We start from the raw sequence: 21,579 nt of genomic DNA, 5'->3' as shown, positions 1-21,579 counted from the left end.
AAAACAAGCATTTCCCATGCTTATTGGGGAGTAGATTATCACTTATAGGCGTGGTCTAAAATCCTAGAACCACATCAATGTTTGGCTTCAAGACTTCGGTCTACAACAAGTTCATCATCAATATCGATACCCGCATCACGCATAGAAAGTGAGGCAACTTTTGCGATAAATGTCGCAGCCTCATTCTTAATGAGGTGTTCATTCATATCTAGAGTTTTCTCTACATAATCTTGGGCAGGAGATGGAAATCCAGCTAACTTTTTCAGAGGCTAAGGGAATATGCATAACGGCACTTGGATTGACCAAGGTGATAGATGCTACATCATTGAACTTGGCTTTCTTTGAGTTCGCGAGATAGTTCTTAATTTCAACTATACGAGATTCAGGAATACGAATAACTTTTGTAGCCTCATCATAGAGAGCTTTGCGTCCTGCACCTTCTCTACTTCCACCATATTGGTTTACCATCTGTGTCTCTCCCTGTATAAACTTGATATTGTAACAAAATCAAGTTTATTAATTAGAAGAAGCTAAGACAATGAAATTACGATAAATGGTTAGTCACTTTTATATTAGTATTTCTGCGAAATCAATCTCTAAAAATATAAGGGAGACTACCTCCCTTATATTTCAACCAATCGAGATAATCGGTTATCTTATATCTCTAGACCACATATCTTTTACTTAATCCCCATTCTGCCAATATCCGTCTATATGTCGTTGAAGATTTGTCTGCTGCAAAGTGCGCCTCCATTGAAACATCTAATGGAAGTTCTTCCGGTTTTTGACTCTCAACAATATCCTGATCCTCTGCAAAAATTTGTGCATTGAAGTCATATACAGCCTGTAGGTCACCCGTCGTATCAAAATTACGTGTCAACGGAACAAATAGCCTGGTTTGATTATGCGAAACAGGACAACAAGCATTCAAAATTTTTAAAATCCCATTGTTAGGAAAATAGACAGTAAGTGTTGCCGAGAATGGAGGATATACATCAAATTCTCGTTTCCATAAGAAATTCTCTGGCTCTAAATGTCTCAAACTATGAGGAAAGTTACTTACTGTAGAGATATAAATCGTTTTAAGTCCATAATCTGTTCTTTCAGTTTCATATTTTGGCACTACTGGATTATCACGATCAGCGAATGCCTTGTTATGCACCCAGGCAAAATGTGCCACATCGATAAAACCTTCAAGCTGACGACCACTAGAACCTGCTATATCAACAAATGGTGGGAGTATTGATTGATGTTCATCCGAATCCCAAGTTTCAAGAACTGGAAAATTAGCTTCACTTTCATCACGGCTAAATAAGCTGGTCCAAACTAGTCCATATTTCTCAACTACAGGGAATTTAGTTAAGGTGAACCGATCTGAAATTTGGGTAAGTTCTGGTTGAGCAGGGATTTTTACGCACTTACCTTGTGCGTTATAGTTGAGCCCATGATAGGGACAAACAATATTTTCACCTTCTACCCATCCTTTACTTAATGGCACTCCTCGATGTGGACAGATATCTCTGACCAGATGAATTTCTCCACTTTCAGTTTTATAAATAGCCATTTTGACATCAAGAAGCTGAACTTGTTGCGGTTGAGTCGTTACATCCTGGATTTGAACTACCGGATACCAATGCTGCGCTAGAATATTCCAGTCATTTGGGTCAAATTGACTACATTGTGGCTGAGTGAATAAATTGAGAACTGGTATTGCATTCATTTTAGCGCTGCCCCTCTTATAAGTTATTGATTAATTCAAACTTCTTAGCATTGCTTCATCATGACTTTTTCTTTTCTATCTGTCTATTAAAGACTTTAGGAATGGTATTTCTAATTTTTAGAACACTTTTCTTATTATTGTTCTTCTTATCTAAACTTAACGAATAACTAGCATTTTATAACTCATCACAATTCTTAATTGATGCTGAATTACTTGGACTCCTATTACTACTCTGACTTTATTTAGTGTTGCCTTTTTGGCAACGAGTTGAGCGAGATTCTCTGCTATGCACGGAATTAAATTGTCATTAAGTTGATAACAACAAAGTTCAAAGAGCCACAAAAATGTTGATATACACACCACCTTCTACGGCTAAAAGTATTCCAGTAATCGACTTAAGCGACAGTTTTTCCGATAACCTAGAAAAACGGAAATCTGTTGCGTGGGAAATCCATAAAGCATGCAGAACAACAGGTTTCTTCTATATTAAAAATCATGGTATCGCTTCTGAAGTTCTCCAAAAACAACTAGACATTGCAAAACAGTTTTTTGATCTTCCGATCGAAAACAAATTAGAGATTGATTTCAAAAACTCCAAATGCCTTCGTGGTTATGAACCTATGGCAGCCCAAACACTCGATGAGGGTTCTCCTCCTGACCTAAAAGAAGGCTTCATGTCTGGAAAAAACCTAGATTCAAGTCACCCATATGTCCAAAAAGGATATCCACAACATGGGCAAAATCAGTGGCCTGAAGACCTCCCTGAAATGAAAACTCAGACTGAAACTTATATTCAACAGGTGTTAAAACTGGGTAAACATCTAGCTGGTTTACTAGCCCTTTCTCTTGGTCTTGAAGAAAACTACTTCGAAGTAGGCTATGACGAAGCTGTGATTATTACTCGTATGCTTCACTACCCACCACAGTCTGAAGAAATTATAAATAATCAGTTGGGTTGCGGTGCGCACACCGATTGGGGCTTATTGACCCTCTTATTACAAGATGAAGTGGGTGGACTAGAAGTCCGCAACAGTGAGGGTGAATGGATTCGTGCACCTCACATTCCAGATACTTTTATCGTAAATTTAGGTGATTTAGTCCAATTCATGACTAATGGACTATACCTGTCAAATATGCACCGAGTTTTCAATAGTAAAGCAGGAGTCTCTCGTTATTCGGTTCCATCCTTCTTCGATCTGGATTACGAATACAAAATCAAAAGGCTCCAAAATTTAAGTGATGAATTTAAGGCTGAACCTAAAGAAATGACCGTAGGTGAATACTTAGCCTATATGTATCAGAAAACTTACGCTGCGAAAAAAGAAGCCGTTTAATTTATTCAACAGTTGGTATCAAAATTATGAAAAAAATGTTTCCTCTAGGTTGTGCTGGTTTAGGCATTCAAAACTCATCAAAAGAACGACCAGTAAGCCTGAATGAGCCTACTATTCTCGAACAGTTCGAAATGCTAAAAGCTGCGGAGGTCTTTGATTTTCTGGATCGTATCCCTCTTGAAGATAGTCAAATAGATGCTTACATCAAGGCAAGTCAGAAAACAAATATCCCTATTTATTCTGGTTGTGGCTTATATGTCATTGGCAAGGATGAGGAAGCATTCAAACAGGATATTAATCGTAGTGCCGCTGTAGGGGCCAAATTCCACAACATGATGATTTGGGCAAAACATGCAGATGGTCATTATGTAACGAACGAAGAAGTTGCTAAAACTTATATCGATTTCTACACCTACGCTCAAAGTAAAGGAATAACGGTTACCTTAGAGTGCCACGTTGATAACTGGTCTGAAGATTATCGTCGAGTAATTCCGGTGGCAGATCTTATAGAAAAAGAAGGTGTGCCGTTTGAGTTTGCAATGGATTACAGCCATTGTATTTTTAAAATTGAAAATGAAATTGAGCTTGCTGTATCACAAATGCGTGATGATCCTGAAGCTATCAGAAAGTTAGATCCTTTTAATAATGATAGTTTTGCAGATGATTGGCTGAATCGAAATTTAGTTACATGGGGGCAGATCCGTCCTGCAGTCCCGAATAATCCAGTTAACTGGTTAGCATTTGAAACAGGACCATATAATGGCTTAGGAACAAATCGTCCTGGCCGAGGAATTCAGTATCCATTTAATCAACCTACGGAAGGTGAATGGCATACAGACTTCTGGCATGCATATAAGCTTGCACCAACCAAAGAAGTCATTCGTAAAATCATTGATAGCTACTTGAACAATCCAAATTCTAAAGTTCAACTTATGACTGTTGATAATATCAATTTAGAGTCGTATGGTTTAAATTGGAAATACAACATGTTTGCCGACAGTTGCAGTGTTGCCCATTATATTCGTGAGATTTATGAGGAGCGACTGGCAATATTTATGGCAAAACAAAATTCAACTGATACTCTTCAAAGAGAATCAGCATGAATAACCTACTTAATTTAAAAAATATTTTCGTAAATGCCAGTCTTTTAGGACTTTTACTCATCAGTGGGGCCAATCCAGCATTGGCCGCTGATCAAGCGGCTTTTGTCTATGTCGCTCATAAAAACGATTATGGTTGGTCTTATTCACACGATATAGGTCGTCTGAAAGCAGAAAAGTCCTTACAGGGTAAATTTAAGACCTCTTATATCGAGAATATTCTAGATAATGCCGACTCTGAACGTACATTTCGGAGACTCGCACAACAAGGAAATAAGGTTATATTTGCTACTACCTTCGGGTATATGAATGCCATTGAAAAGGTAGCTAAACAGTTCCCGAACACCATTTTTATGCATGCGAACGGATATAAAACTGCAAAAAATGTGGGAGTCTATGATATCCGAACCTATGAAGGCTCTTACTTGCAAGGGGTATTGGCAGGCTATAAGACTAAAAGTAATGTTTGGGTGTTGTAGCACCATTCCCAATTCCTGAAGTCATTAGAGACATCAATGCCTATACACTTGGGGCTCAATCTGTAAATCCAAAAATTAAGACCAAGATAGTCTGGATTAACACTTGGTTTGATTCAGGAAAAGAGCATGAGGCTGCACTTGCATTAATATCGCAAAATGCTGATATATTATCACAAGTCACCAACTCACCCGCTGTAGTTAAAGCTGCTCAGGAAAAAGGGAAATTTGGCTTTGGCTGGAACTCAGATATGAGTAAGTTTGCTCCTAAAGGTCACCTAGCTGCATCAGTGTTATATTGGGAAAAAATCTATACTCCTGTTTTGCAGCAAGTGCATAACAAAATATGGAAGTCGGGATCGACATGGTATGGTGTCAAGGAAGGTGCCATCGATATAGCAGGTTTTGGTCCAATGGTCTCTAACAATGAAAAAATGAAGGTTTTGGCTGTCCGAGATAAAATTCGTAACGGTCAATATATTGTGTTTAGTGGACCACTTTACAAACAAGATGGAACATTACTTTTGGGAAAAGGTAAACATCTCTCAAATACGCAATTGATGAGTATGAATTATTTCGTTAAAGGCGTGGATGCTGCTTATCCAAAATAAACAAAGCTAAGCCTTTATTGAGGGATTTCGATAAGGGCTTAGCTTTTTAGTTGTACTTTTCAGGTTATGTTTATTGTCCAGCTTCGCCTCTTTGTAGGATTTCATCTGTAATAAGCCTGGAGAGAGCGTCTGTTGCTGTGGAAAGATAATGCCCTTTACGTGCATACAGACCTAAATCACAGTAGATACCATTGTTATCATTAAGCGGAATATAGCGAAGGCGATTATTAATTATTTCATTTTCCAACCCAAAGAATGTCTGAAAACCAATTCCCTTATTCCTGAGTATTAACTGTTTCATTAATTCCAAAGAACTCGTTTGCATTTTAAAATTTGGAATAGCATGTTGTGCACCCGCAAATAATGGCGCCAACTGTTGATAAATAGATAAATTAGGTTTTGGCATAATCACATCATAGTCGAGGCACTGATGGAATGACACCGTCTTTTGAGAGGCCAAGGGATGCTCAGTCGATACAATTGCACCTAATTTAAAATGGGATATTGCTATTTGGTGCAAATCATTATGCTTTGGCAAGGCAAAAGCCAAGCCTAGATCCACCCTATTTTCAATGATTTCATTAGGGATATCTTTTGAGCCTAAAATTGTAACCCCTACAGTTACATTAGGATATTTTACTTGGAATTTTTCAATAATCTCTGGCAGGAAATTAATTGCCAGTGTTTCAACACTCGCAATTTCTACATGACCTTTATAAAGCCCTTTCAGTGCATCCAATTCATTCTGCAATCGCTTAGTATCTCGCAATACTAAACTGATATGTCTTGAAAATAACTCACCTGCATGAGTAAGTACCATACCCGAAGGCACCCGATTGAATAATGGTGCTCCAACTTCATCTTCGAGTTTTAAAATTTGCCTGTTTACAGCAGAAGATACGACATTTAATTGTCTGGCTGCTTCCCTGATTGAACCGCACCGGCGTACAGCATCAAAATAATGAATTGCTGCTGAGTGAAAGCGAAGACCACGTGTACTCATTTTAACATCACATCCTATTCCAATTTTAAAGCCCCAATCCATTTATAAATTTGAATGAGCTATTGAAATAGAAGCAAAAAACTTGCCATTAAGTAGCAGCCATTTTTTGGACCTAAAGCATTATTTTCAGTGCATCCCGTTGCTTTTTCAGCATCACCACTCATTTAAAAAAGTTTAAGCAATTGTTTTTATTTAATTAATTAAGAATAGCTCTCTTTTTGGCATCAGCTTGCTCGATATTCATTGCTATGCGGTCTCATGATTATTTTATAAAAAAAGAAAACATTATTTTTGAGAGATTGCTACATGACTGCGCTGGAAAACAATCAAAACATTACCTCTATACCCATCATCGATATTTCTGGACTTTTGGATAATGACATACAAACGCACCAAAACATTGCCTCACATATTCGGAAAGCATGCTTAGATAAAGGTTTTTTTTACATTACGGGACATGGAGTTTCTAAAGCATTACAAGATAAGGTTTTTGAATATTCCAAATTATTTTTTAGTCTTCCCCCAGAACAGAAAAAGCAGTGGTCCAAAGAGCTTTCTGAAGCAAATAGAGGCTATGAATCATTAAGAGCACAAACACTTGAACCTAATTCTCCGCCTGATATAAAGGAAGGCTTTTATATCGGGAAGGAACGCTCACCTTCAGATCCTTTTGTCATCCATAAAGCTTTTAACCAAGGCCCAAACCAATGGCCAGATATTGATGGATTTAAAGAGGTAATGGAGGAATATCAAGTTGAATTGATTAAAGTCTCTGAACGACTCATGCGTGCTATTGCATTATCTCTAAACTTGGAAGCTGACTATTTCACAGAGTTTTGTAAGGATGCAGATTTAGTCACTTTACGCTTATTACACTATCCCCCTCAACCAGCTAATGCTCAACCAAATGAAAAAGGTTGCGGGGCACATACTGATTTCGGCGGGCTTACTCTATTACTTCAAGACCATAATCGTGGTTTACAAGTATGGGATCAGTCAACAAACCAATGGATTTGGGCAGAGCCTATTGAAGATAGTTATGTCGTTAACCTAGGTGACCTAATCTCTATGTGGACGAACAATACATATAGATCCACCCTCCATCGCGTCATCAACATCTCAGGTGGGGAACGATATTCTGTTCCATTCTTCTACAGCGGTAATCACCAGTATCAGATTGAATGCATTCGAGAGTGTTTGGAGGAAAACTCAGAACCGCTATATCCACCAATCAGTGTTGAACAGCATTATCGTAACATGTTCAAAAAAACATATATCTAATAATAAGGAGTTTCCCATGAAAAAATTACCAGTTATCGACATTGCACCTCTTTATGACGTTAACCATCCTGATTATGCAGATATATGCAACCAAATTGACCAAGCATGTCGTGAATGGGGATTCTTCTATATCAGTGGTTATAAACCGAATCACCTTGCAGAAGTTCAAAGTTTAGCTAAAGAGTTTTTTAGTAAGCCTCTACAAGAGAAATTAGAAATAGATATTCAAAAGAATAAAATTGCACATAGAGGATATGGTGCATTAGGAGTAGAACAACTGAACCCTGACTTACCTGAAGACTTTAAAGAAATATATGACATGGGTGTCCATTTAGAAGCTAATCATCCCGAAGTCATTAATCAAGAACCTCTAAGGGGACCAAATGTTTATCCAAATATTGAAGGGTGGAAAGTAGCTACAGAAGAGTATTTTGATGAAATGGTGGATTTAGCAAAAATATTGCTTAATGCCATGTCTCATGCCATTGGTCTTCCGCAAAATTATTTTGATCATTGTCTGCAAGACAGCCTATGTTTTCTCCGGTTAATTCATTATCCGCCTACCTTAGACAATACAGACTCTCAAGGTTTTAATGCGGGAACACATACTGATTATGGGTGTGTAACTATTTTGGCTCAGGATGAAGTAGGTGGATTACAAGTTCAGGATGTAAATGGTAATTGGATCGATGCTCCTCCTATACCTAACACCTATGTAATCAATATCGGAGATATGATGGCACGATGGTCAAATGATCTCTATAAATCGACACCTCATCGCGTTTCGAGTCCTAAAGGAAAACAAAGATTCTCATTTCCATTTTTCATACAACCTAGTCCAAAAACTGTAATCCGTTGCCTACCTAACTGTTACAGCGAATCCAATCCACCTAAGTACTTACCAATTACTAGTATGGAATATTTGCAATCACGTTTTAGTGCAACCTACAAACATCGTGCTGAAGTTTGAATATCGGAAACAATTATATGAAAAAAAATGCGCTCTATCTATTTTTAAGCACATGTTTAATAAGCACTTATTCTTTTGCTGAGGAATCATGGTTAAATTGGCAATCCAATAGTATTTCTGCACTTTACGGTAAAGGTTTTGAAGTTGAACCAGATACACATGAAACGATTACTTTTGAACATGCGAGCAGTTGGAAATGGGGAGATCTCTATCTATTTGTCGACACTTATTGGTTTGACGGTGAAAAGACTGCTTCCCAAGGTCATAATGCGGTCTATACAGAAATTGCTCCCCGCTTTTCAATAGGAAAACTAACCAATACGAATTTGAGCTTTGGGCCAGTGAAAGATGTCCTAATAGCTACAAGCTTTGACTTAAGTATTCAAGATCAGCCTGGCTATGACGATATGTGGACTTATTTAGTTGGTCCAGGTTTTGACCTAGATATCAAAGGCTTTGATTATTTCACCCTTAATTTTTACTATCGCATTCCAGACGATGGAAACACCCCAAGTGGACAATGGCAAATCACTCCTTCCTGGTCATATACCGTCCCATTTCTTAAATCATCAATCATTTTTGATGGATACATTGATTGGGTAGTCAATTCCAAAGGTAATAACTCTTCCGACTTTCACTTTAACCCACAAATCAAATATGACCTTAGCCCTCATCTAGGCTTAAGCCCAAAAAAATTAGCAGCAGGTATTGAATACGACTATTGGAAAAACAAATTCTTAATCGAAGACACTCCATATTTTAAAACTAATCAAAATGCTACTAGTTTCATCGTCAAATATACCTTTTAGGCTGAAGGAGAAAAACATATATGACTAACACAATCACAGCCAATAACTTAAAACCAAGCTCCATGATTTTTCTCAGTATCCAGCACGTCTTGGTAATGTATGCAGGTGCTGTTTCAATTCCCCTAATTGTTGGAGGAGCTTTAGGGTTAAGCACTGCAGAAATTGCTTTCTTAATTACTGCAGATCTATTTGTTTGTGGCATTGCCACCCTCATTCAAACTATTGGTTTTAAAAATGTAGGTATTCGCTTTCCCATTATGATGGGAGTTACCTTTACTGCAGTAGGCCCAATGATTGCAATTGGGACTAATCCAGATATGGGACTACTAAGTGTATTTGGGGCAATCATTATCGCAGGGATCTTTGGCTTCCTGATTTCACCATTTATTGGAAAGTTAATACGATTCTTCCCTCCTGTGGTGACAGGAACTCAAATTCTTGTGATTGGTCTATCTCTCATTGGTATTGCAGGCACATGGTCCGCTGGCGGATATGGGGTAAAAGACTTTGGAAATCCATTGTACTTATCTATCGCTGCCTGTGTTCTATTAAGCATTATTATCATCAGCCGTTATGTTAAAGGCTTTTTGGGCAACATTTCAGTTCTAATCGGGATGGGAATTGGTTATATCATCGCTGCATTTTCTGGCCTCATCTCTTTAGACAAGATAGATGAAAGCCCATGGTTAGGTTGGGTGATGCCATTTCACTTCGGTATTCCAGAGTTTAACTTTTGGGCTGTCTTGACTATGTGCGTAGTCATGCTGGTTATTTTCATTGAAACAGCTGGGATGTTCATGGCTGTAGGTGAAATTGTTGAAGAAGAGGTGGATCAGGAAAAATTGACTCGCGGTTTTAGAGCTGACAGCCTTGGCACAATGATTGGTGGGATTTTTAATATCTTCCCGTATACATCCTATGCTCAGAACATCGGTTTGCTAGCGATCACAGGTGTTAAGAATCGCAGTGTATGTGCTTTAGCTGGTGTGTTTTTAATCCTTTTAGGTCTATTTCCTAAAATAGCTTACTTTGTTGCGTCTATACCCTCATGTGTTCTAGGTGGAGCCGCATTGTTTATGTTTGGGATGGTGACATCTAATGGTATCAAAGTACTGCAGCGTGTCGACTTTCAAAATGTGAATAATCTCTACATCATTGCAGTCAGTGCCGGCATAGGTATGTTGCCTGTATTCTCACCTACTATTTTCTCACAACTACCATCTTATCTTTCACCTCTGTTAAACAGCCCAATTTTGCTAACGGCTTTTTGTGCTGTGATTTTGAATGCTGTTCTCAATCGAAAACAGCGGATATTGGATGAATAGTATCTTCAGAAATTGAAAGATGCATAAATATCAGATACACAGGGCTTTGTTGCACAAACCTAGCCTATAAGGTTTATTCAGTCCTATAATTTCAAAATGATCAAATCTTTATTTAGACTCTCTTTACGCATGGTCACAGGTTTTGTTCAAAGTCTGATTAAACTTTGTGGATTAAATTGGACCGCACCAGATTACAGTACGCTTTGTCGAAGACAAAAACATATTGATATTGCGATTAGCTATCAAAAAAGTAGTGATGGGCTACATCTACTCGTCGACTCAACTGGCTTAAAGTTTCTAGGTGAAGGTGAGTGGAAACGTAAGAAACATGGACCTGAATATCGTCGCCAATGGCGTAAGCTTCATATTGGCATCGATGCTGAAACCTTGCAAATACGTGCAGTACAGCTTACTACAAATAATGTGAGCGATTCGCAAGTACTCGGTGATTTACTTGCTCAAATTCCCTTAGATGAACGAATTGATTCGGTCTATACCGATGGTGCTTATGACACGAAGCACTGCAGACAAGTCATTCTAGATCGAGATGCACATGCGCTCATTCCGCCAAGAAAAAATGCAAAACCATGGAAAGATCAGAAATTGAGATCTTTAGAGCGGAATGAGTTACTGAAAACAGTTAAACGTTTAGGAAGAACGCTTTGGAAAAAATGGTCTGGTTATCATCGTCGAAGTTTAGTTGAAACCAAGATGCATTGCATCAAACTATTAGGTGATAAATTAACAGCAAGGAGTTTTTCTAGTCAGGTGAATGAGATTCATGCACGCATAGCCGTATTGAACAAATTTACAGAATTAGGTCGTCCTCATACCCAAGTTGTCACTTGAATTCTGTTCAAATGAGCAGAGTGTTATCTTTTAAATCTTTGTGCAACAAAGCCTTTCTAAGTCAAAAATACGTTTGGATAGCATTTCTGTCTATTAGAATGATTTGCATACAATGTTCTGCTTTTTAGAACACAAAAGCAGAATGAATTGAAAAAATCAAAAGTTATGGCATGAAAATCGCTTAAGCATGGATAAGTACTTTGTAAACTGCCCGTGAGATTGAATAGCTGTATGTCGATTACCTTTTCCCGATTTTCTGAATATTTTATGGCTGTTGCCCGTACTGGCAGTTTACGTAAAGCCGCAGAACAGCTTTTTATTTCAGTCTCTGCAGTGCATCGGCAAATTATTCTTGCTGAAGAAGAGTTAGGCGTTGCTTTATTTGAGCGTTTACCGCAGGGGCTGAAGCTAACGTTAGCAGGTGAATTACTTTATGCTGATTTGCTTAAATGGCAAAAAGAATATCAGCTGACTCGAATTCGATTTGATGAAATTCAAGGATTAAGTCGCGGCAATATTGAAATGGGTTTTATTTCTGCCCTAAATGATGGTTTTGTCGTGGATTGTATTCAACGCATGGCTGAAAGCTATCCATGGATTAATCTCAATATCAGTATGAATAGCAGTGAAGAAATATCGAGAAAAATCATTGATGCAGAATTAGATTTTGGCATTATCTTAAATCCTAAAAGTCACAATCAATTAGAAATCTTATCCTTTATTGAAATTCCTTTAGGCTATGTTTTATCACCACATCACACCTTAGCCGGCATGGATAAAATCTATTTATCTGACACTTTAAATGAGCGTCATATCATGCCAAGTGAGCCCTTAGTCATCAGTGATTATGTACATACACTCTATAAACATCACAAATTTAATCCTATACAAAAGATAGAATGTAATGACATTAGAATGATAACATCATTAATTCAACAACAATTAGGCATTGGCTTAATGTCATATATGGATGCATTACCACTTTTAAACTCAAAAAAGATCGTATTTAAGCCCATTCGTGAAAAAGGTATGCATCGTTTAACCATTGCACTGTGCGTCGCTTCAAAACGTCAAACATCTCGTCTTTCACAAATAATGGTAAATTTATTGGTCGAAAAAATGGAAGAAATCAAATTGCAATTAAAGCAACTTCCTTAAACATTTAATCCTTTGCTCTTCAATCTAATGTTTCTAAATAGCTAAAAAAAGCCAGTGTGAATATTCACACTGGCTGCTGAAAGCTAACCTTTTAGTTTTACATTTCTTTTTGTGTCTTACAGCTTAGTCGAGTGGATTACCGACAATGTTACTAATAATTCCCTTCATAATATGATTGCCTTGTTCTTTACGTAACTCTTCATACCACTCTCGGGTCACCGCTTCATCTTTCATATGTGTCACATCACAGCGCTTACGGGCACGAAGTACCAACTCATTGGCACGTTCATTACGCTTGTTCTGATAGCGACGTAAAGAATCTTGTAAACCTAAGGTATTAATTTGCAATGAACGTGCCAAATAGATAGCATCTTCCATCGCTTGGCAGCCGCCTTGACCAATATCAGGTGTTGTACTGTGCGCTGCATCACCTACAATCACCACTCGACCTTTGTAAAAATTGGCAAATGGTTCGATATCGTGAATTTCTACACGATTGGTCTTTTGCACATCGACTGCATCAATTAACTTTTGGACAGGCTCACACCATCCTTTAAAGTATTGTTTGAATAAAGCTTTGTATTGGCTACGATCATTTTCAAGACCAACAGCTAACGGCACATCAAAAAAGAAATAGAAACGATTATTCGCCACTGGCATCAGTGAAACACGTTTGCCTTCACCTACAAACGTTGTCCATTGATCTGCTGCGGCATAATCGTCTGAGACATCAACGAGACCATTCCAATTGACATAGCCTGCATAGCGTCGCTCAACTTGCTCACCTAAAACATAGGCACGAGTAATTGAGTGTGTACCGTCTGCACCCACCAATAGATCAGATTCTATTTCGCTACCATCTGCAAATTGAATTTTTACACGCTCTCCTTCTTCAACAAAAGAAATCATTTTCTTAGCTAGATGAATATCTTCACGACCAAATTCATCCATTAACATATTCTGAAGTTCCGCACGTGATACCGGATATGGTCGTTGCCCGACTTCTTCAATCAATGGATAAAGGCTAAACTGGGTCATCACATCGCCCGTCAGACCATCAATATAAGCAAGGTTATCCATTTTGCCGCCAAGCTTTTCAACTTGCTCTGTCAAACCCAAATAATTTAGACATTTCACACCGTTAGACCATAACGAAATAGCAGCACCCACCGGTAAAATTTGTTCTGCCTGTTCATAGATGGTTACTTGGTGTCCGAATTTTTTTAGTGCGATGCCTGTAGTTAGACCCGCCATACCTGCACCAATAATTGTAATTTCCATCTATAATTCCCCTGTGTTTTATAAGTTTCTAAGTCATAAAATGCTAAAAGCGTGCCATTTTTTATAAAGCGCCCTGAAAAAAATCCAAAGTTGGCACACGCTGTGCATCTAAACGCGTGTAAATGCTTGTTTTTATCGTTTGTTAAATTTTTTGTAGCACGATAGCGCAAAGCATGAATTTTGAAAGAAAATAGCGAATGGATTTAATATATGGCGACTTTATTAGCACCCGATTTTGATATTCCTGCACAATTACAGACACTTACCAATTTGGCAGATGACCGTATTGGTGCAAAAATTATTGAATGTTCAGATGAATTTTTCGCAGAAGCAAAACGTATGCTTCAATTTGACGCGCCAATTTTTGTTGAAGATAAATTCGATGACCATGGTAAATGGATGGATGGTTGGGAAACGCGCCGTAAACGTCACACAGGTTATGACTGGGCAATTATTCAATTGGGCGTAGCTGGGCATATTAAGGCTTTAGATATTGACACTACCTTCTTCACTGGGAATTACCCTGCTTCAGCTTCAGTTGAAGCCTGCTACGCCCCTGATGGCGATCTTGCTCAAGCTGAATGGTTGAACATATTAGAGAACAACGTACTTGGCCCAAGTCAGCATCATGTTTTGCCGATTACAGCTGACCAAGTTTTTACTCATGTGCGTTTAAATATTTTTCCTGATGGTGGTGTTGCTCGTTTTAAAGTGTATGGTGAAGTGAGCGTTCAACAACAAGATCACACTGCAACAATTGATTTAGTTGCTTTAGAAAATGGTGGACGTGTAATTGCTTATAGCGATGCACATTTTGGTCATCCACGTAATCTGATTAACCCAGGTCGCGGAATTAATATGGGTGATGGTTGGGAAACCAAACGTCGTCGTGCACCGGGCTTTGATTGGTGTATTTTGGCTTTGGGTCAAACTGGTGCAATTGAAAAAATTGATATCGATACGGCACACTTTAAAGGCAACTTTCCAGCCCAAGTCTCTATTCAAGCCGTATATGTTAAAGATGCAACTGATCCACAATTAATTCCACAAAGTATGTTCTGGCCATTTTTGCTTGAAGCACAAGACATGCAAATGGATCATATTCATAGCTTTGTAAACGAAATTTTGCAACATGAAAAGATCTCGCATATTCGCATTAATATGATTCCAGATGGTGGTATCAGCCGTATTCGTTTGTGGGGTAAAACCAAAAGCTAAATTGAAAGCTTGAATACTTTCTACATCGAGAAGGATAAGTACTGTGGTTTTATCCTTCTTCTCCTACACTTGATATAGACAATAAAAGAATTACACATGGTTCAAACAATTCAGCTACAGCCCCTGAGCATTGAAAACTTTGCCCCTTTTGGTGAGGTGATTTGCTGCGGAGGACAGGATTTTTTTCATATCAATGATGCACATACCGAGCGTTATCATGCCCTTGTAACCACTGAAATCTTCGGTGAAGCACATGCAGGTATTAGTATTTTTCGTAATATTAAACAGACAGAAATTCCTTTTTCGGTTTCGATGCTTGAGCGACATCCGAATGGCTCACAAGCTTTTATCCCGATGCAAGGTCAGGCTTTTTTAATTGTGGTGGCACCTGCATTGGATGATCAAACGCCTGATATTTCAAAACTCTGTGCTTTTATTTCAGATGGTACACAAGGTGTTAACTACCATGCAGGTACATGGCATCACCCTCTATTAACTTTAGAGGCGCCAAGTAACTTTGCCGTGGTTGATCGTATTGGTATTGGACATAATTGTGATGTTTATCAGTTTAATGAAGTACTCAATATCGTGGCATAAATTTAAACTATCATTGAAATTGAAACCTCAATTTAAAATTGTCTCAGAAATTAAAAGCCCCATCCGTGGGGCTTTTAAGTCTTGTGCAGTATGTTGTGTAACGATGTACGGTTTTAACGAATCAATTAGAAGTGATATTTCACTAGCGCACTGACGTTATTTTCATCTTTACCTTTAATATTATATTTATTATTCCAAACTGAATGCTCAACGCCTACATACAGGCGTGTATCTGGGGAAATATGTTGCCCCACATTCCATTTATATTGACTGGTCCAGTTCATCTCACTGGCTGAGCCTTTTTCCGCAGTTGACCAATCCAGAAAAGCATCTGCTAAGAAAGATTCTGAGCCAATTTTAAAAGGTATGGCATAGGTAAGCGTCATTTGATAGTCATCAGCTTTAGTATCATTATTCACTTTATATAAATTTAATTTTGCATATTGAAAATATGGCACATCAAAGTCTAAGCCAATACCATAGAGAAAATTATCCAGTTGCTACCCACTTCCCAAGTGGTTGCAAGCAATACATCTTTTACAGGGCCAAATTTAAGTTCTTTACCCGTTACAGCGCCTAAACTCAATCGTGGTGATGCTTCAAAATAGGTTTGATCGCCCCTGACGTCATTATGTGTACGGTCGGCAAAAATGAAGAAATCACCATATTTAAGCTTTGACGCGTATTCAAATGTCACAGTGGTTTGTTTGTCTTCTTTTGCAATGAGCTGATAGTCGGTGCCATATAGACCGGTAATGCTGAAGTCTTGCCAGATTGGGGCTGCAAAGATAGAGTTGGCTGAAATAGTGCATAGAACTGCAGCTGAAAGAGGCATAAATTTCATTAAATTGTTTTTCCTAGCGATAAATACGTTTTGAGTAATTTATTTAGCAAAAACAAAGCCAATATTAGATTTTTTAATAAAAAAAGCCCACATTAATGTGAGCTTTTTTTATTTATTTTGAATAGCTTAGTGATGACTATCTATAACAATATTGCTGGTTTTATTCACTTCTTTACTTTTAAAAAAGTTTAGATGGTTAAACACAATATTTAATACGATGGCCATGAGGCACGTTGAACTAATACCTGAATGGAACAGGGTTTGTACCCATTTTGGGAAGTTCGCATAGAATGAGTGATCAATAATTGGAATCATACCTGCGGCAATTGCTGTAGCAACAATGATTAGGTTCTTTTGCTCACTATAATCAATTTTAGCTAAAGTACGAATACCACTTGCAGCCACTGTACCAAACAATACCAAACCTGCGCCACCCAATACCGGTACAGGAATTGCAGCAATCAAACGGCCCATAATTGGTAAAATACCCAATACAACTAAAATTAAGCCACCCGCTGCAACAACAAAACGGCTTTTTACACCAGTAATCGCGACCAAGCCTACATTTTGTGCAAAGGCACTTTGCATGAATGAGCCAAATATTGGTGCTGCCGCACTTGAAAGCATATCGGCACGTAGCCCATTGGTAATACGTTCAGCGTCGACTTTGGTACCGACAATTTCACCAACAGCGATAATATCAGCTGTAGTTTCAGTCATAATCACCAATGTCACAATTAGCATGGCAATAATGGCACTCAGTTCAAATGTTGGCATACCAAAGGCAAAGAAACTTGGAAATTGAATCCAATTGCCATTTGCGACTTTTGAGAAATCGCCAAAGCCCATCGCATATGCCAGCACTGTACCTAGCACAATTGCTAATAAGATGGATAAACGACGAATTGTAGCGTTTCGAGTAATATTCAGCACAATGACAATGGCTAAAGTTAGAAAAGCCAAACTAATATTTTCAGCACTGCCCCAATCAGGCGCTTTGCTATTTCCACCCATCATCCAACGTACTGCGACAGGTAGCAATGACAAACCAATCACGGTAATCACGCAGCCGGTCACGATTGGCGGGAAAAAACGAATAATTTTTGAAAAATATGGTGCTAAAAAGAAACCGATTAATGAAGCAACAATAACCGCACCATATACTGCCGAAAGCCCACCACCTGCAGTGACTATGGCAATCATCGTTGCCACACCAGCAAAGGATACGCCTTGAACTAGGGGTAATTTTGCACCGATGTATTTCACACCGACCGTTTGTAAAATCGTGGCTAAACCACCGACAAATAATGCTGCTGCAATTAATAAACCAATTTGTGCAGGTTCAAGTCCTGCGGCTGTACCAATAATCAGTGGCGGCGCAATAATACCGCCATACATCGTCAATACATGTTGTAAGCCATAAGCTAGGCTTTTCCCTGCACCTAAATATTCATGTTCTGGTGAAACTGTTTGATTTTGTTCTGTCATTTTTATATCCCCCGATCCGTTTTATGATGCTGTTTTTAGCTACCGCGATATGTTGAATAGGCAAAAGGGCTAATCAACAAAGGAATATGAAAATGCTGTGAGGCATCTTTTACTAAGAAATGAATTACTGCTTTTGGGAAAAAAGTTTCGGTATTAAGACTTTCAAAATAGTCCGCTGTGGCAAACTCTAAGCTATAGCTACCCGTAGAAAATTCGCTTAAACCAAAGTCGGTCACACGGCCATCTGCATTGGTTTGCCCTTCACCAAGTAACATACCGTCTGCATTGAATAATTTAATCAAGACATTGGCAGCAGGTTTCCCAAGATTTGTATCTAAAATATGTGAGCTGATCATGCACTTAGCTCCTGTTTTAATCTTAATAAGGCAATTTCAGCCAATTGATGATGGACAATACGCTTTTCAGTTTCTGGATTATTCAGCAGACGGTACTGCAATGCTTGTAATACATTTTCACTGCTTAAGCCTGAAGCTTTAATTAAGAAGATATAGCCGTACTTTTTTTCATAAGCGATGTTGCCTTTGAGCAATGCCATTTGTGTTTCTTCATCGGCTGAAATAGCGGATTGTTCACGGTTGGAAAAATTCTTTTCTAATTCAGAAAGTTCAGCTTGGGCTTTTTTTTCACCAATACGCGGGTGATTATCTAAAGCAGATTTAATTTCTTCCCACGACCATGTACGAGCAGCTTGAGCCGCGTATTCCAAAATACTGTCTAATGATGCATACGGACGCTGACTGAGCAGCTCATTCGCCCAGCTTTCAATTTGCACACAGTGCTTTAAAAATGTTTTTACATCGGCTTCGGTTGCTTGATTAAATTCAACAAGTTGCACTATTAAATCGCCTAAAAATATTTAATGTTCGTTCAAAACATGTTTTGCAATATCAATGCCAATCCCTTATTTCTTAGACAAATTGCTTTTTATAGGCACAAAAAAAGAGGCGCTAAGCCACTACTGTCCCATAGTTTGCTTTAAATAAAAAAACCTGAGTCTGAATAGTTAAAATATGAGTGCAAACAAACACTTTAACTATAAAGGACTCAGGTTTTGTCACATCAGAATACCGTATTTCATCAATTACTCAAACCCATTCTAAGACAAGATTTTGAACGTCTGGCTAAACTGCACCACTCTGGGCAAAAATTAAGATCAGCCACCCGCTGGGATCAGTTTGTTGCCATATTGATGTCCCAACTTTCTTGTCGGCAAAGCTTAAGAGACATTCAATCCAATCTCGAATCCCAGCAGGAAAAGCTCTATCATCTTGGCGCGAAGAGAATTGCGCGAAGCACCTTAGCAAGACTCAACGAAGAACAGCCCGCCAGCCTGTATCAGCAATTGTTCACACAGCTGCTTCAGCGCTGTGAAAACTCAAAAACTGCACATAAATTTAGATTCAAGAATCCGCTGTATTCACTAGATGCCAGTCATATTGATCTTTCACTGTCATTGTGCGCATGGGCAAAAGTGCATGAATCCAAAGCCAGTATTAAACTCAGTGTTGGCTTAAATCACAGCAATACCATTCCTGAATTTGTAGCGCTTGGGGATGGTATTGAAAATGATATGGTGCAAGGCAGAGCATTTAAATTTCCTGCTGGCAGCATTATCGTCTTTGATAAAGGATATGTTGATTATCAATGGTTTGCTCAGTTGACACTTCAGAACGTCAGCTTTGTAACCCGGCTACGCCCAAAGACAGTTTATCAAGTTAAATCAAGCCGCAGCGTATTAGAGACTAAAGGGATTATTGCGGATGAATGTATTGAATTAAGTAGTGCGCATGCCAAGAAAAGAGGCGCACCTGAATTATTAAGACGTATAGAGTTTTATGATACAGATAAGAAAAGAACATACGAATTTCTGAGCAACAACTTTCATCTGGCAGCATCCACCATTGCTGCAATTTATAAAGACCGCTGGAAGATTGAGTTATTCTTTAAAGCGATCAAGCAGAATTTAAAACTGAAGTCATTTCTAGGTCGAAGCCGCAATGCGATACAAACGCAAATATGGATTGCATTAATTGCCTATTTGCTGGTGAACTTCGCTAAACACATGGCACAAGAAGGATGGAGTGTTCAGCGTTTACTGAGAATTATTCAGGTCAATTTATTTGAAAGGAAACTTTTAAGGTCACTCTTTGTGCCTGATAAAAAATGGCGAAAACAAGAAGAACCTCAATTGAGGTTCTTCTTGTGATATTTGTGGGACAGCAGTGGGCGCTAAGCCTCTCTTTCTTCTTTATTTTTTTTATTACGGTGCATGGTGTTTTATCCAATGTTCTGCAATATCGGCACGACGACAAACCCATACTTTTTCATGCGATTGCACATAATCTAAGAATCTTTGTAGTGCTTTAAAGCGTCCTGGTCGCCCTAAAATACGACAGTGCATACCAATAGATAGCATTTTTGGCGCAGTTTCACCTTCGGCATATAACACATCAAAGGCATCTTTAAGGTATTGATAAAATTGCTCACCACTATTAAAACCACCCGGCGAGCAAAACTTCATATCATTACTTTCAAGTGTATATGGAATGATTAAATGCGGACGTGTTGCACCATCTACATTCGTCACTGTGCTCCAAAATGGTAAGTCATCGCCATAATAGTCACAGTCATATTGAATCTGAGGAAATTCAGCAAGTAATTTTCGAGTATTCGGGCTATCACGTCCGGTATACCAACCGATTGGTGTTTTACCAAATAGCGTTTCAAGCACGCTAATAGCTTGATCCATATGCTGGCGTTCTTGTTCGATTGGCATATCTTGATAATGCAACCAACGTTGACCATGCGATACGACATCATAATTGGCTGCTTTAATCGCTTCCACAATGTAAGGATTGCGTGCCAAAGCCATACCCACACCGAAAATGGTCATGGGGAGTTGGCGTTTTTTAAACTCTTGGTGAATGCGCCAAAAGCCCGCTCGTGAGCCATATTCGTACATGGAATCCATCGACATGTGTTTGTCTGGAAAACTGGCCTCGCCAATAATATCTGACAAAAACTGTTCTGAACCTGCATCACCATGTTCTACATGGTTTTCACCGCCTTCTTCATAGTTCAATACAAACTGAACCGCGACACGAGCACCATTTGGCCATTCCACTTTGGGTGGTTCTCCATGATAGCCAATCAGATCTCTGGAATAGTCTTGTTGTTGAATCTGGTCTATCAGATCTTGCCCACGTAAATATGTTGCTGTCACATCCACTTCCTAATTTGTTATATCAAACAGTCAAAAAATAGAATGAATTAAGCAATTAGTGCGCCAAAACTTAGTATACAAGTTTTATTTCCTTTCGGCTTTGTTGCACAAACATTCAAAAGCTAAACTTCTTCCAAGTTATCTAAATTTAAGTGGCAACTTGGGTGTGAGGTCGGCCTAAATCTGTAAATTTATTTAATACGGCCACACGTGCATGAATCTCATTGACTTGGCTTTGAAAGTTTCTCGCACGGAGTTTATCGCCTAATAA

17 protein-coding genes and 5 pseudogenes are annotated in these 21,579 nt (G+C 38.6%); 12 read left to right on the top strand and 10 right to left on the bottom strand.

Features of this window, described 5'->3' with window-relative positions; genetic code table 11:
* Positions 1–77: 77 nt before the first annotated feature.
* Positions 78–468, bottom strand: a pseudogene (locus tag F902_RS00330) (S24 family peptidase); the annotation flags it as partial.
* A gap of 196 nt (positions 469–664) precedes the next feature.
* Complete coding sequence (locus F902_RS00325; protein ID WP_000991568.1) at positions 665–1,720, bottom strand: aromatic ring-hydroxylating oxygenase subunit alpha; 1,056 nt, start codon at positions 1,718–1,720, stop codon at positions 665–667.
* Positions 1,721–2,064: 344 nt separating this feature from the next.
* Between F902_RS00325 and F902_RS00320 the strand changes: the two genes are divergently transcribed.
* The 3 genes and pseudogenes from F902_RS00320 (at position 2,065) to F902_RS23025 (ending at position 5,241) form a co-directional block, all read left to right on the top strand.
* Positions 2,065–3,054 carry an isopenicillin N synthase family dioxygenase gene (locus F902_RS00320; protein ID WP_000909845.1) on the top strand — a complete coding sequence of 330 codons (990 nt, stop codon included), beginning with the start codon at positions 2,065–2,067 and terminating at the stop codon, positions 3,052–3,054.
* A 26-nt stretch (positions 3,055–3,080) separates the two neighbouring features.
* Positions 3,081–4,157 carry an apurinic/apyrimidinic endonuclease family protein gene (locus F902_RS00315; protein WP_000738084.1) on the top strand — a complete coding sequence of 359 codons (1,077 nt, stop codon included), beginning with the start codon at positions 3,081–3,083 and terminating at the stop codon, positions 4,155–4,157.
* Positions 4,154–5,241: pseudogene (locus F902_RS23025) on the top strand (BMP family ABC transporter substrate-binding protein). The gene F902_RS00315 and the pseudogene F902_RS23025 overlap by 4 nt, the downstream one beginning before the upstream one ends.
* Positions 5,242–5,311: 70 nt before the next feature.
* Here F902_RS23025 and F902_RS00300 read toward each other — a convergent pair.
* Positions 5,312–6,244, bottom strand: coding sequence for a LysR family transcriptional regulator (locus F902_RS00300; RefSeq protein WP_000107470.1), 933 nt, complete (start codon positions 6,242–6,244; stop codon positions 5,312–5,314).
* 306 nt (positions 6,245–6,550) lie between these two features.
* Between F902_RS00300 and F902_RS00295 the strand changes: the two genes are divergently transcribed.
* The 6 genes and pseudogenes from F902_RS00295 (at position 6,551) to F902_RS00270 (ending at position 12,636) form a co-directional block, all read left to right on the top strand.
* Complete coding sequence (locus tag F902_RS00295) at positions 6,551–7,525, top strand: isopenicillin N synthase family dioxygenase (protein WP_000125683.1); 975 nt, start codon at positions 6,551–6,553, stop codon at positions 7,523–7,525.
* 16 nt (positions 7,526–7,541) lie between these two features.
* Complete coding sequence (locus F902_RS00290) at positions 7,542–8,495, top strand: isopenicillin N synthase family dioxygenase (RefSeq protein WP_000735995.1); 954 nt, start codon at positions 7,542–7,544, stop codon at positions 8,493–8,495.
* 17 nt (positions 8,496–8,512) lie between these two features.
* Positions 8,513–9,304: an outer membrane protein OmpK gene (locus tag F902_RS00285; RefSeq protein ID WP_000739022.1), complete on the top strand. Its 792-nt coding sequence runs from the start codon at positions 8,513–8,515 to the stop codon at positions 9,302–9,304.
* Between the two features lie 20 nt (positions 9,305–9,324).
* The gene (locus F902_RS00280) at positions 9,325–10,629 is read left to right on the top strand and encodes a nucleobase:cation symporter-2 family protein (protein WP_000185581.1); all 1,305 of its coding nucleotides are present in this window, start codon (positions 9,325–9,327) and stop codon (positions 10,627–10,629) included.
* Between the two features lie 96 nt (positions 10,630–10,725).
* Positions 10,726–11,478: pseudogene (locus F902_RS00275) on the top strand (IS5-like element ISAha2 family transposase); the annotation flags it as partial.
* Positions 11,479–11,709: 231 nt separating this feature from the next.
* Positions 11,710–12,636 (top strand): LysR family transcriptional regulator, encoded by a 927-nt coding sequence (locus tag F902_RS00270; protein ID WP_000028740.1) that lies wholly within the window; start codon positions 11,710–11,712, stop codon positions 12,634–12,636.
* Positions 12,637–12,759: 123 nt separating this feature from the next.
* On the opposite strand, the gene hpxO is transcribed toward F902_RS00270, so the two are convergent.
* Entirely contained in the window at positions 12,760–13,917 is a 1,158-nt protein-coding gene (gene hpxO, locus F902_RS00265; protein ID WP_000406591.1) for an FAD-dependent urate hydroxylase HpxO, read from the bottom strand.
* Positions 13,918–14,127: 210 nt separating this feature from the next.
* Here hpxO and alc point away from each other — a divergent pair, with 210 nt between their 5' ends.
* Both alc and F902_RS00255 read left to right on the top strand, forming a co-directional pair.
* Positions 14,128–15,135 (top strand): allantoicase, encoded by a 1,008-nt coding sequence (gene alc / locus F902_RS00260; protein ID WP_000212598.1) that lies wholly within the window; start codon positions 14,128–14,130, stop codon positions 15,133–15,135.
* Between the two features lie 96 nt (positions 15,136–15,231).
* Positions 15,232–15,732: an ureidoglycolate lyase gene (locus F902_RS00255; protein ID WP_000250866.1), complete on the top strand. Its 501-nt coding sequence runs from the start codon at positions 15,232–15,234 to the stop codon at positions 15,730–15,732.
* A gap of 125 nt (positions 15,733–15,857) precedes the next feature.
* Here the strand turns inward: F902_RS00255 and F902_RS00250 are convergent.
* The 4 genes and pseudogenes from F902_RS00250 to uraD all read right to left on the bottom strand — a co-directional run bounded on the left by F902_RS00250 (position 15,858) and on the right by uraD (position 18,920).
* Positions 15,858–16,576 (bottom strand): annotated as a pseudogene (locus F902_RS00250) (outer membrane protein OmpK).
* Positions 16,577–16,702: 126 nt separating this feature from the next.
* Positions 16,703–18,064 (bottom strand): nucleobase:cation symporter-2 family protein, encoded by a 1,362-nt coding sequence (locus F902_RS00245; protein WP_000139429.1) that lies wholly within the window; start codon positions 18,062–18,064, stop codon positions 16,703–16,705.
* 35 nt (positions 18,065–18,099) lie between these two features.
* Positions 18,100–18,420: a hydroxyisourate hydrolase gene (gene uraH, locus F902_RS00240; RefSeq protein WP_000625767.1), complete on the bottom strand. Its 321-nt coding sequence runs from the start codon at positions 18,418–18,420 to the stop codon at positions 18,100–18,102.
* Positions 18,417–18,920 (bottom strand): 2-oxo-4-hydroxy-4-carboxy-5-ureidoimidazoline decarboxylase, encoded by a 504-nt coding sequence (gene uraD, locus F902_RS00235; RefSeq protein WP_004637178.1) that lies wholly within the window; start codon positions 18,918–18,920, stop codon positions 18,417–18,419. The genes uraH and uraD overlap by 4 nt, the downstream gene beginning before the upstream one ends.
* A 216-nt stretch (positions 18,921–19,136) precedes the next feature.
* Between uraD and F902_RS00230 the strand changes: the two genes are divergently transcribed.
* Positions 19,137–20,291: an IS4 family transposase gene (locus tag F902_RS00230; RefSeq protein ID WP_005199906.1), complete on the top strand. Its 1,155-nt coding sequence runs from the start codon at positions 19,137–19,139 to the stop codon at positions 20,289–20,291.
* Positions 20,292–20,345: 54 nt separating this feature from the next.
* Here F902_RS00230 and puuE read toward each other — a convergent pair whose 3' ends face one another.
* Positions 20,346–21,308, bottom strand: coding sequence for an allantoinase PuuE (puuE, locus tag F902_RS00225; protein ID WP_005199905.1), 963 nt, complete (start codon positions 21,306–21,308; stop codon positions 20,346–20,348).
* Positions 21,309–21,456: 148 nt separating this feature from the next.
* Positions 21,457–21,579 (bottom strand): annotated as a pseudogene (locus F902_RS22780) (IS5/IS1182 family transposase); the annotation flags it as partial.

It is taken from the genome of Acinetobacter higginsii (assembly GCF_000369525.1).
Classification (GTDB): Bacteria; Pseudomonadota; Gammaproteobacteria; order Pseudomonadales; family Moraxellaceae; genus Acinetobacter; species Acinetobacter higginsii.
This window is presented reverse-complemented; position numbering and strand designations above follow the sequence as displayed.

What these genes read in the sequence shown, in the direction of transcription:
- F902_RS00325 (WP_000991568.1), bottom strand. Translation starts at nt 1,720, where the DNA reads ATGAATGCAATACCAGTTCTCAATTTATTCACTCAGCCACAATGTAGT.
- F902_RS00320 (WP_000909845.1), top strand. Translation starts at nt 2,065, where the DNA reads ATGTTGATATACACACCACCTTCTACGGCTAAAAGTATTCCAGTAATC.
- F902_RS00315 (WP_000738084.1), top strand. Translation starts at nt 3,081, where the DNA reads ATGAAAAAAATGTTTCCTCTAGGTTGTGCTGGTTTAGGCATTCAAAAC.
- F902_RS00300 (WP_000107470.1), bottom strand. Translation starts at nt 6,244, where the DNA reads ATGAGTACACGTGGTCTTCGCTTTCACTCAGCAGCAATTCATTATTTT.
- F902_RS00295 (WP_000125683.1), top strand. Translation starts at nt 6,551, where the DNA reads ATGACTGCGCTGGAAAACAATCAAAACATTACCTCTATACCCATCATC.
- F902_RS00290 (WP_000735995.1), top strand. Translation starts at nt 7,542, where the DNA reads ATGAAAAAATTACCAGTTATCGACATTGCACCTCTTTATGACGTTAAC.
- F902_RS00285 (WP_000739022.1), top strand. Translation starts at nt 8,513, where the DNA reads ATGAAAAAAAATGCGCTCTATCTATTTTTAAGCACATGTTTAATAAGC.
- F902_RS00280 (WP_000185581.1), top strand. Translation starts at nt 9,325, where the DNA reads ATGACTAACACAATCACAGCCAATAACTTAAAACCAAGCTCCATGATT.
- F902_RS00270 (WP_000028740.1), top strand. Translation starts at nt 11,710, where the DNA reads ATGTCGATTACCTTTTCCCGATTTTCTGAATATTTTATGGCTGTTGCC.
- hpxO (WP_000406591.1), bottom strand. Translation starts at nt 13,917, where the DNA reads ATGGAAATTACAATTATTGGTGCAGGTATGGCGGGTCTAACTACAGGC.
- alc (WP_000212598.1), top strand. Translation starts at nt 14,128, where the DNA reads ATGGCGACTTTATTAGCACCCGATTTTGATATTCCTGCACAATTACAG.
- F902_RS00255 (WP_000250866.1), top strand. Translation starts at nt 15,232, where the DNA reads ATGGTTCAAACAATTCAGCTACAGCCCCTGAGCATTGAAAACTTTGCC.
- F902_RS00245 (WP_000139429.1), bottom strand. Translation starts at nt 18,064, where the DNA reads ATGACAGAACAAAATCAAACAGTTTCACCAGAACATGAATATTTAGGT.
- uraH (WP_000625767.1), bottom strand. Translation starts at nt 18,420, where the DNA reads ATGATCAGCTCACATATTTTAGATACAAATCTTGGGAAACCTGCTGCC.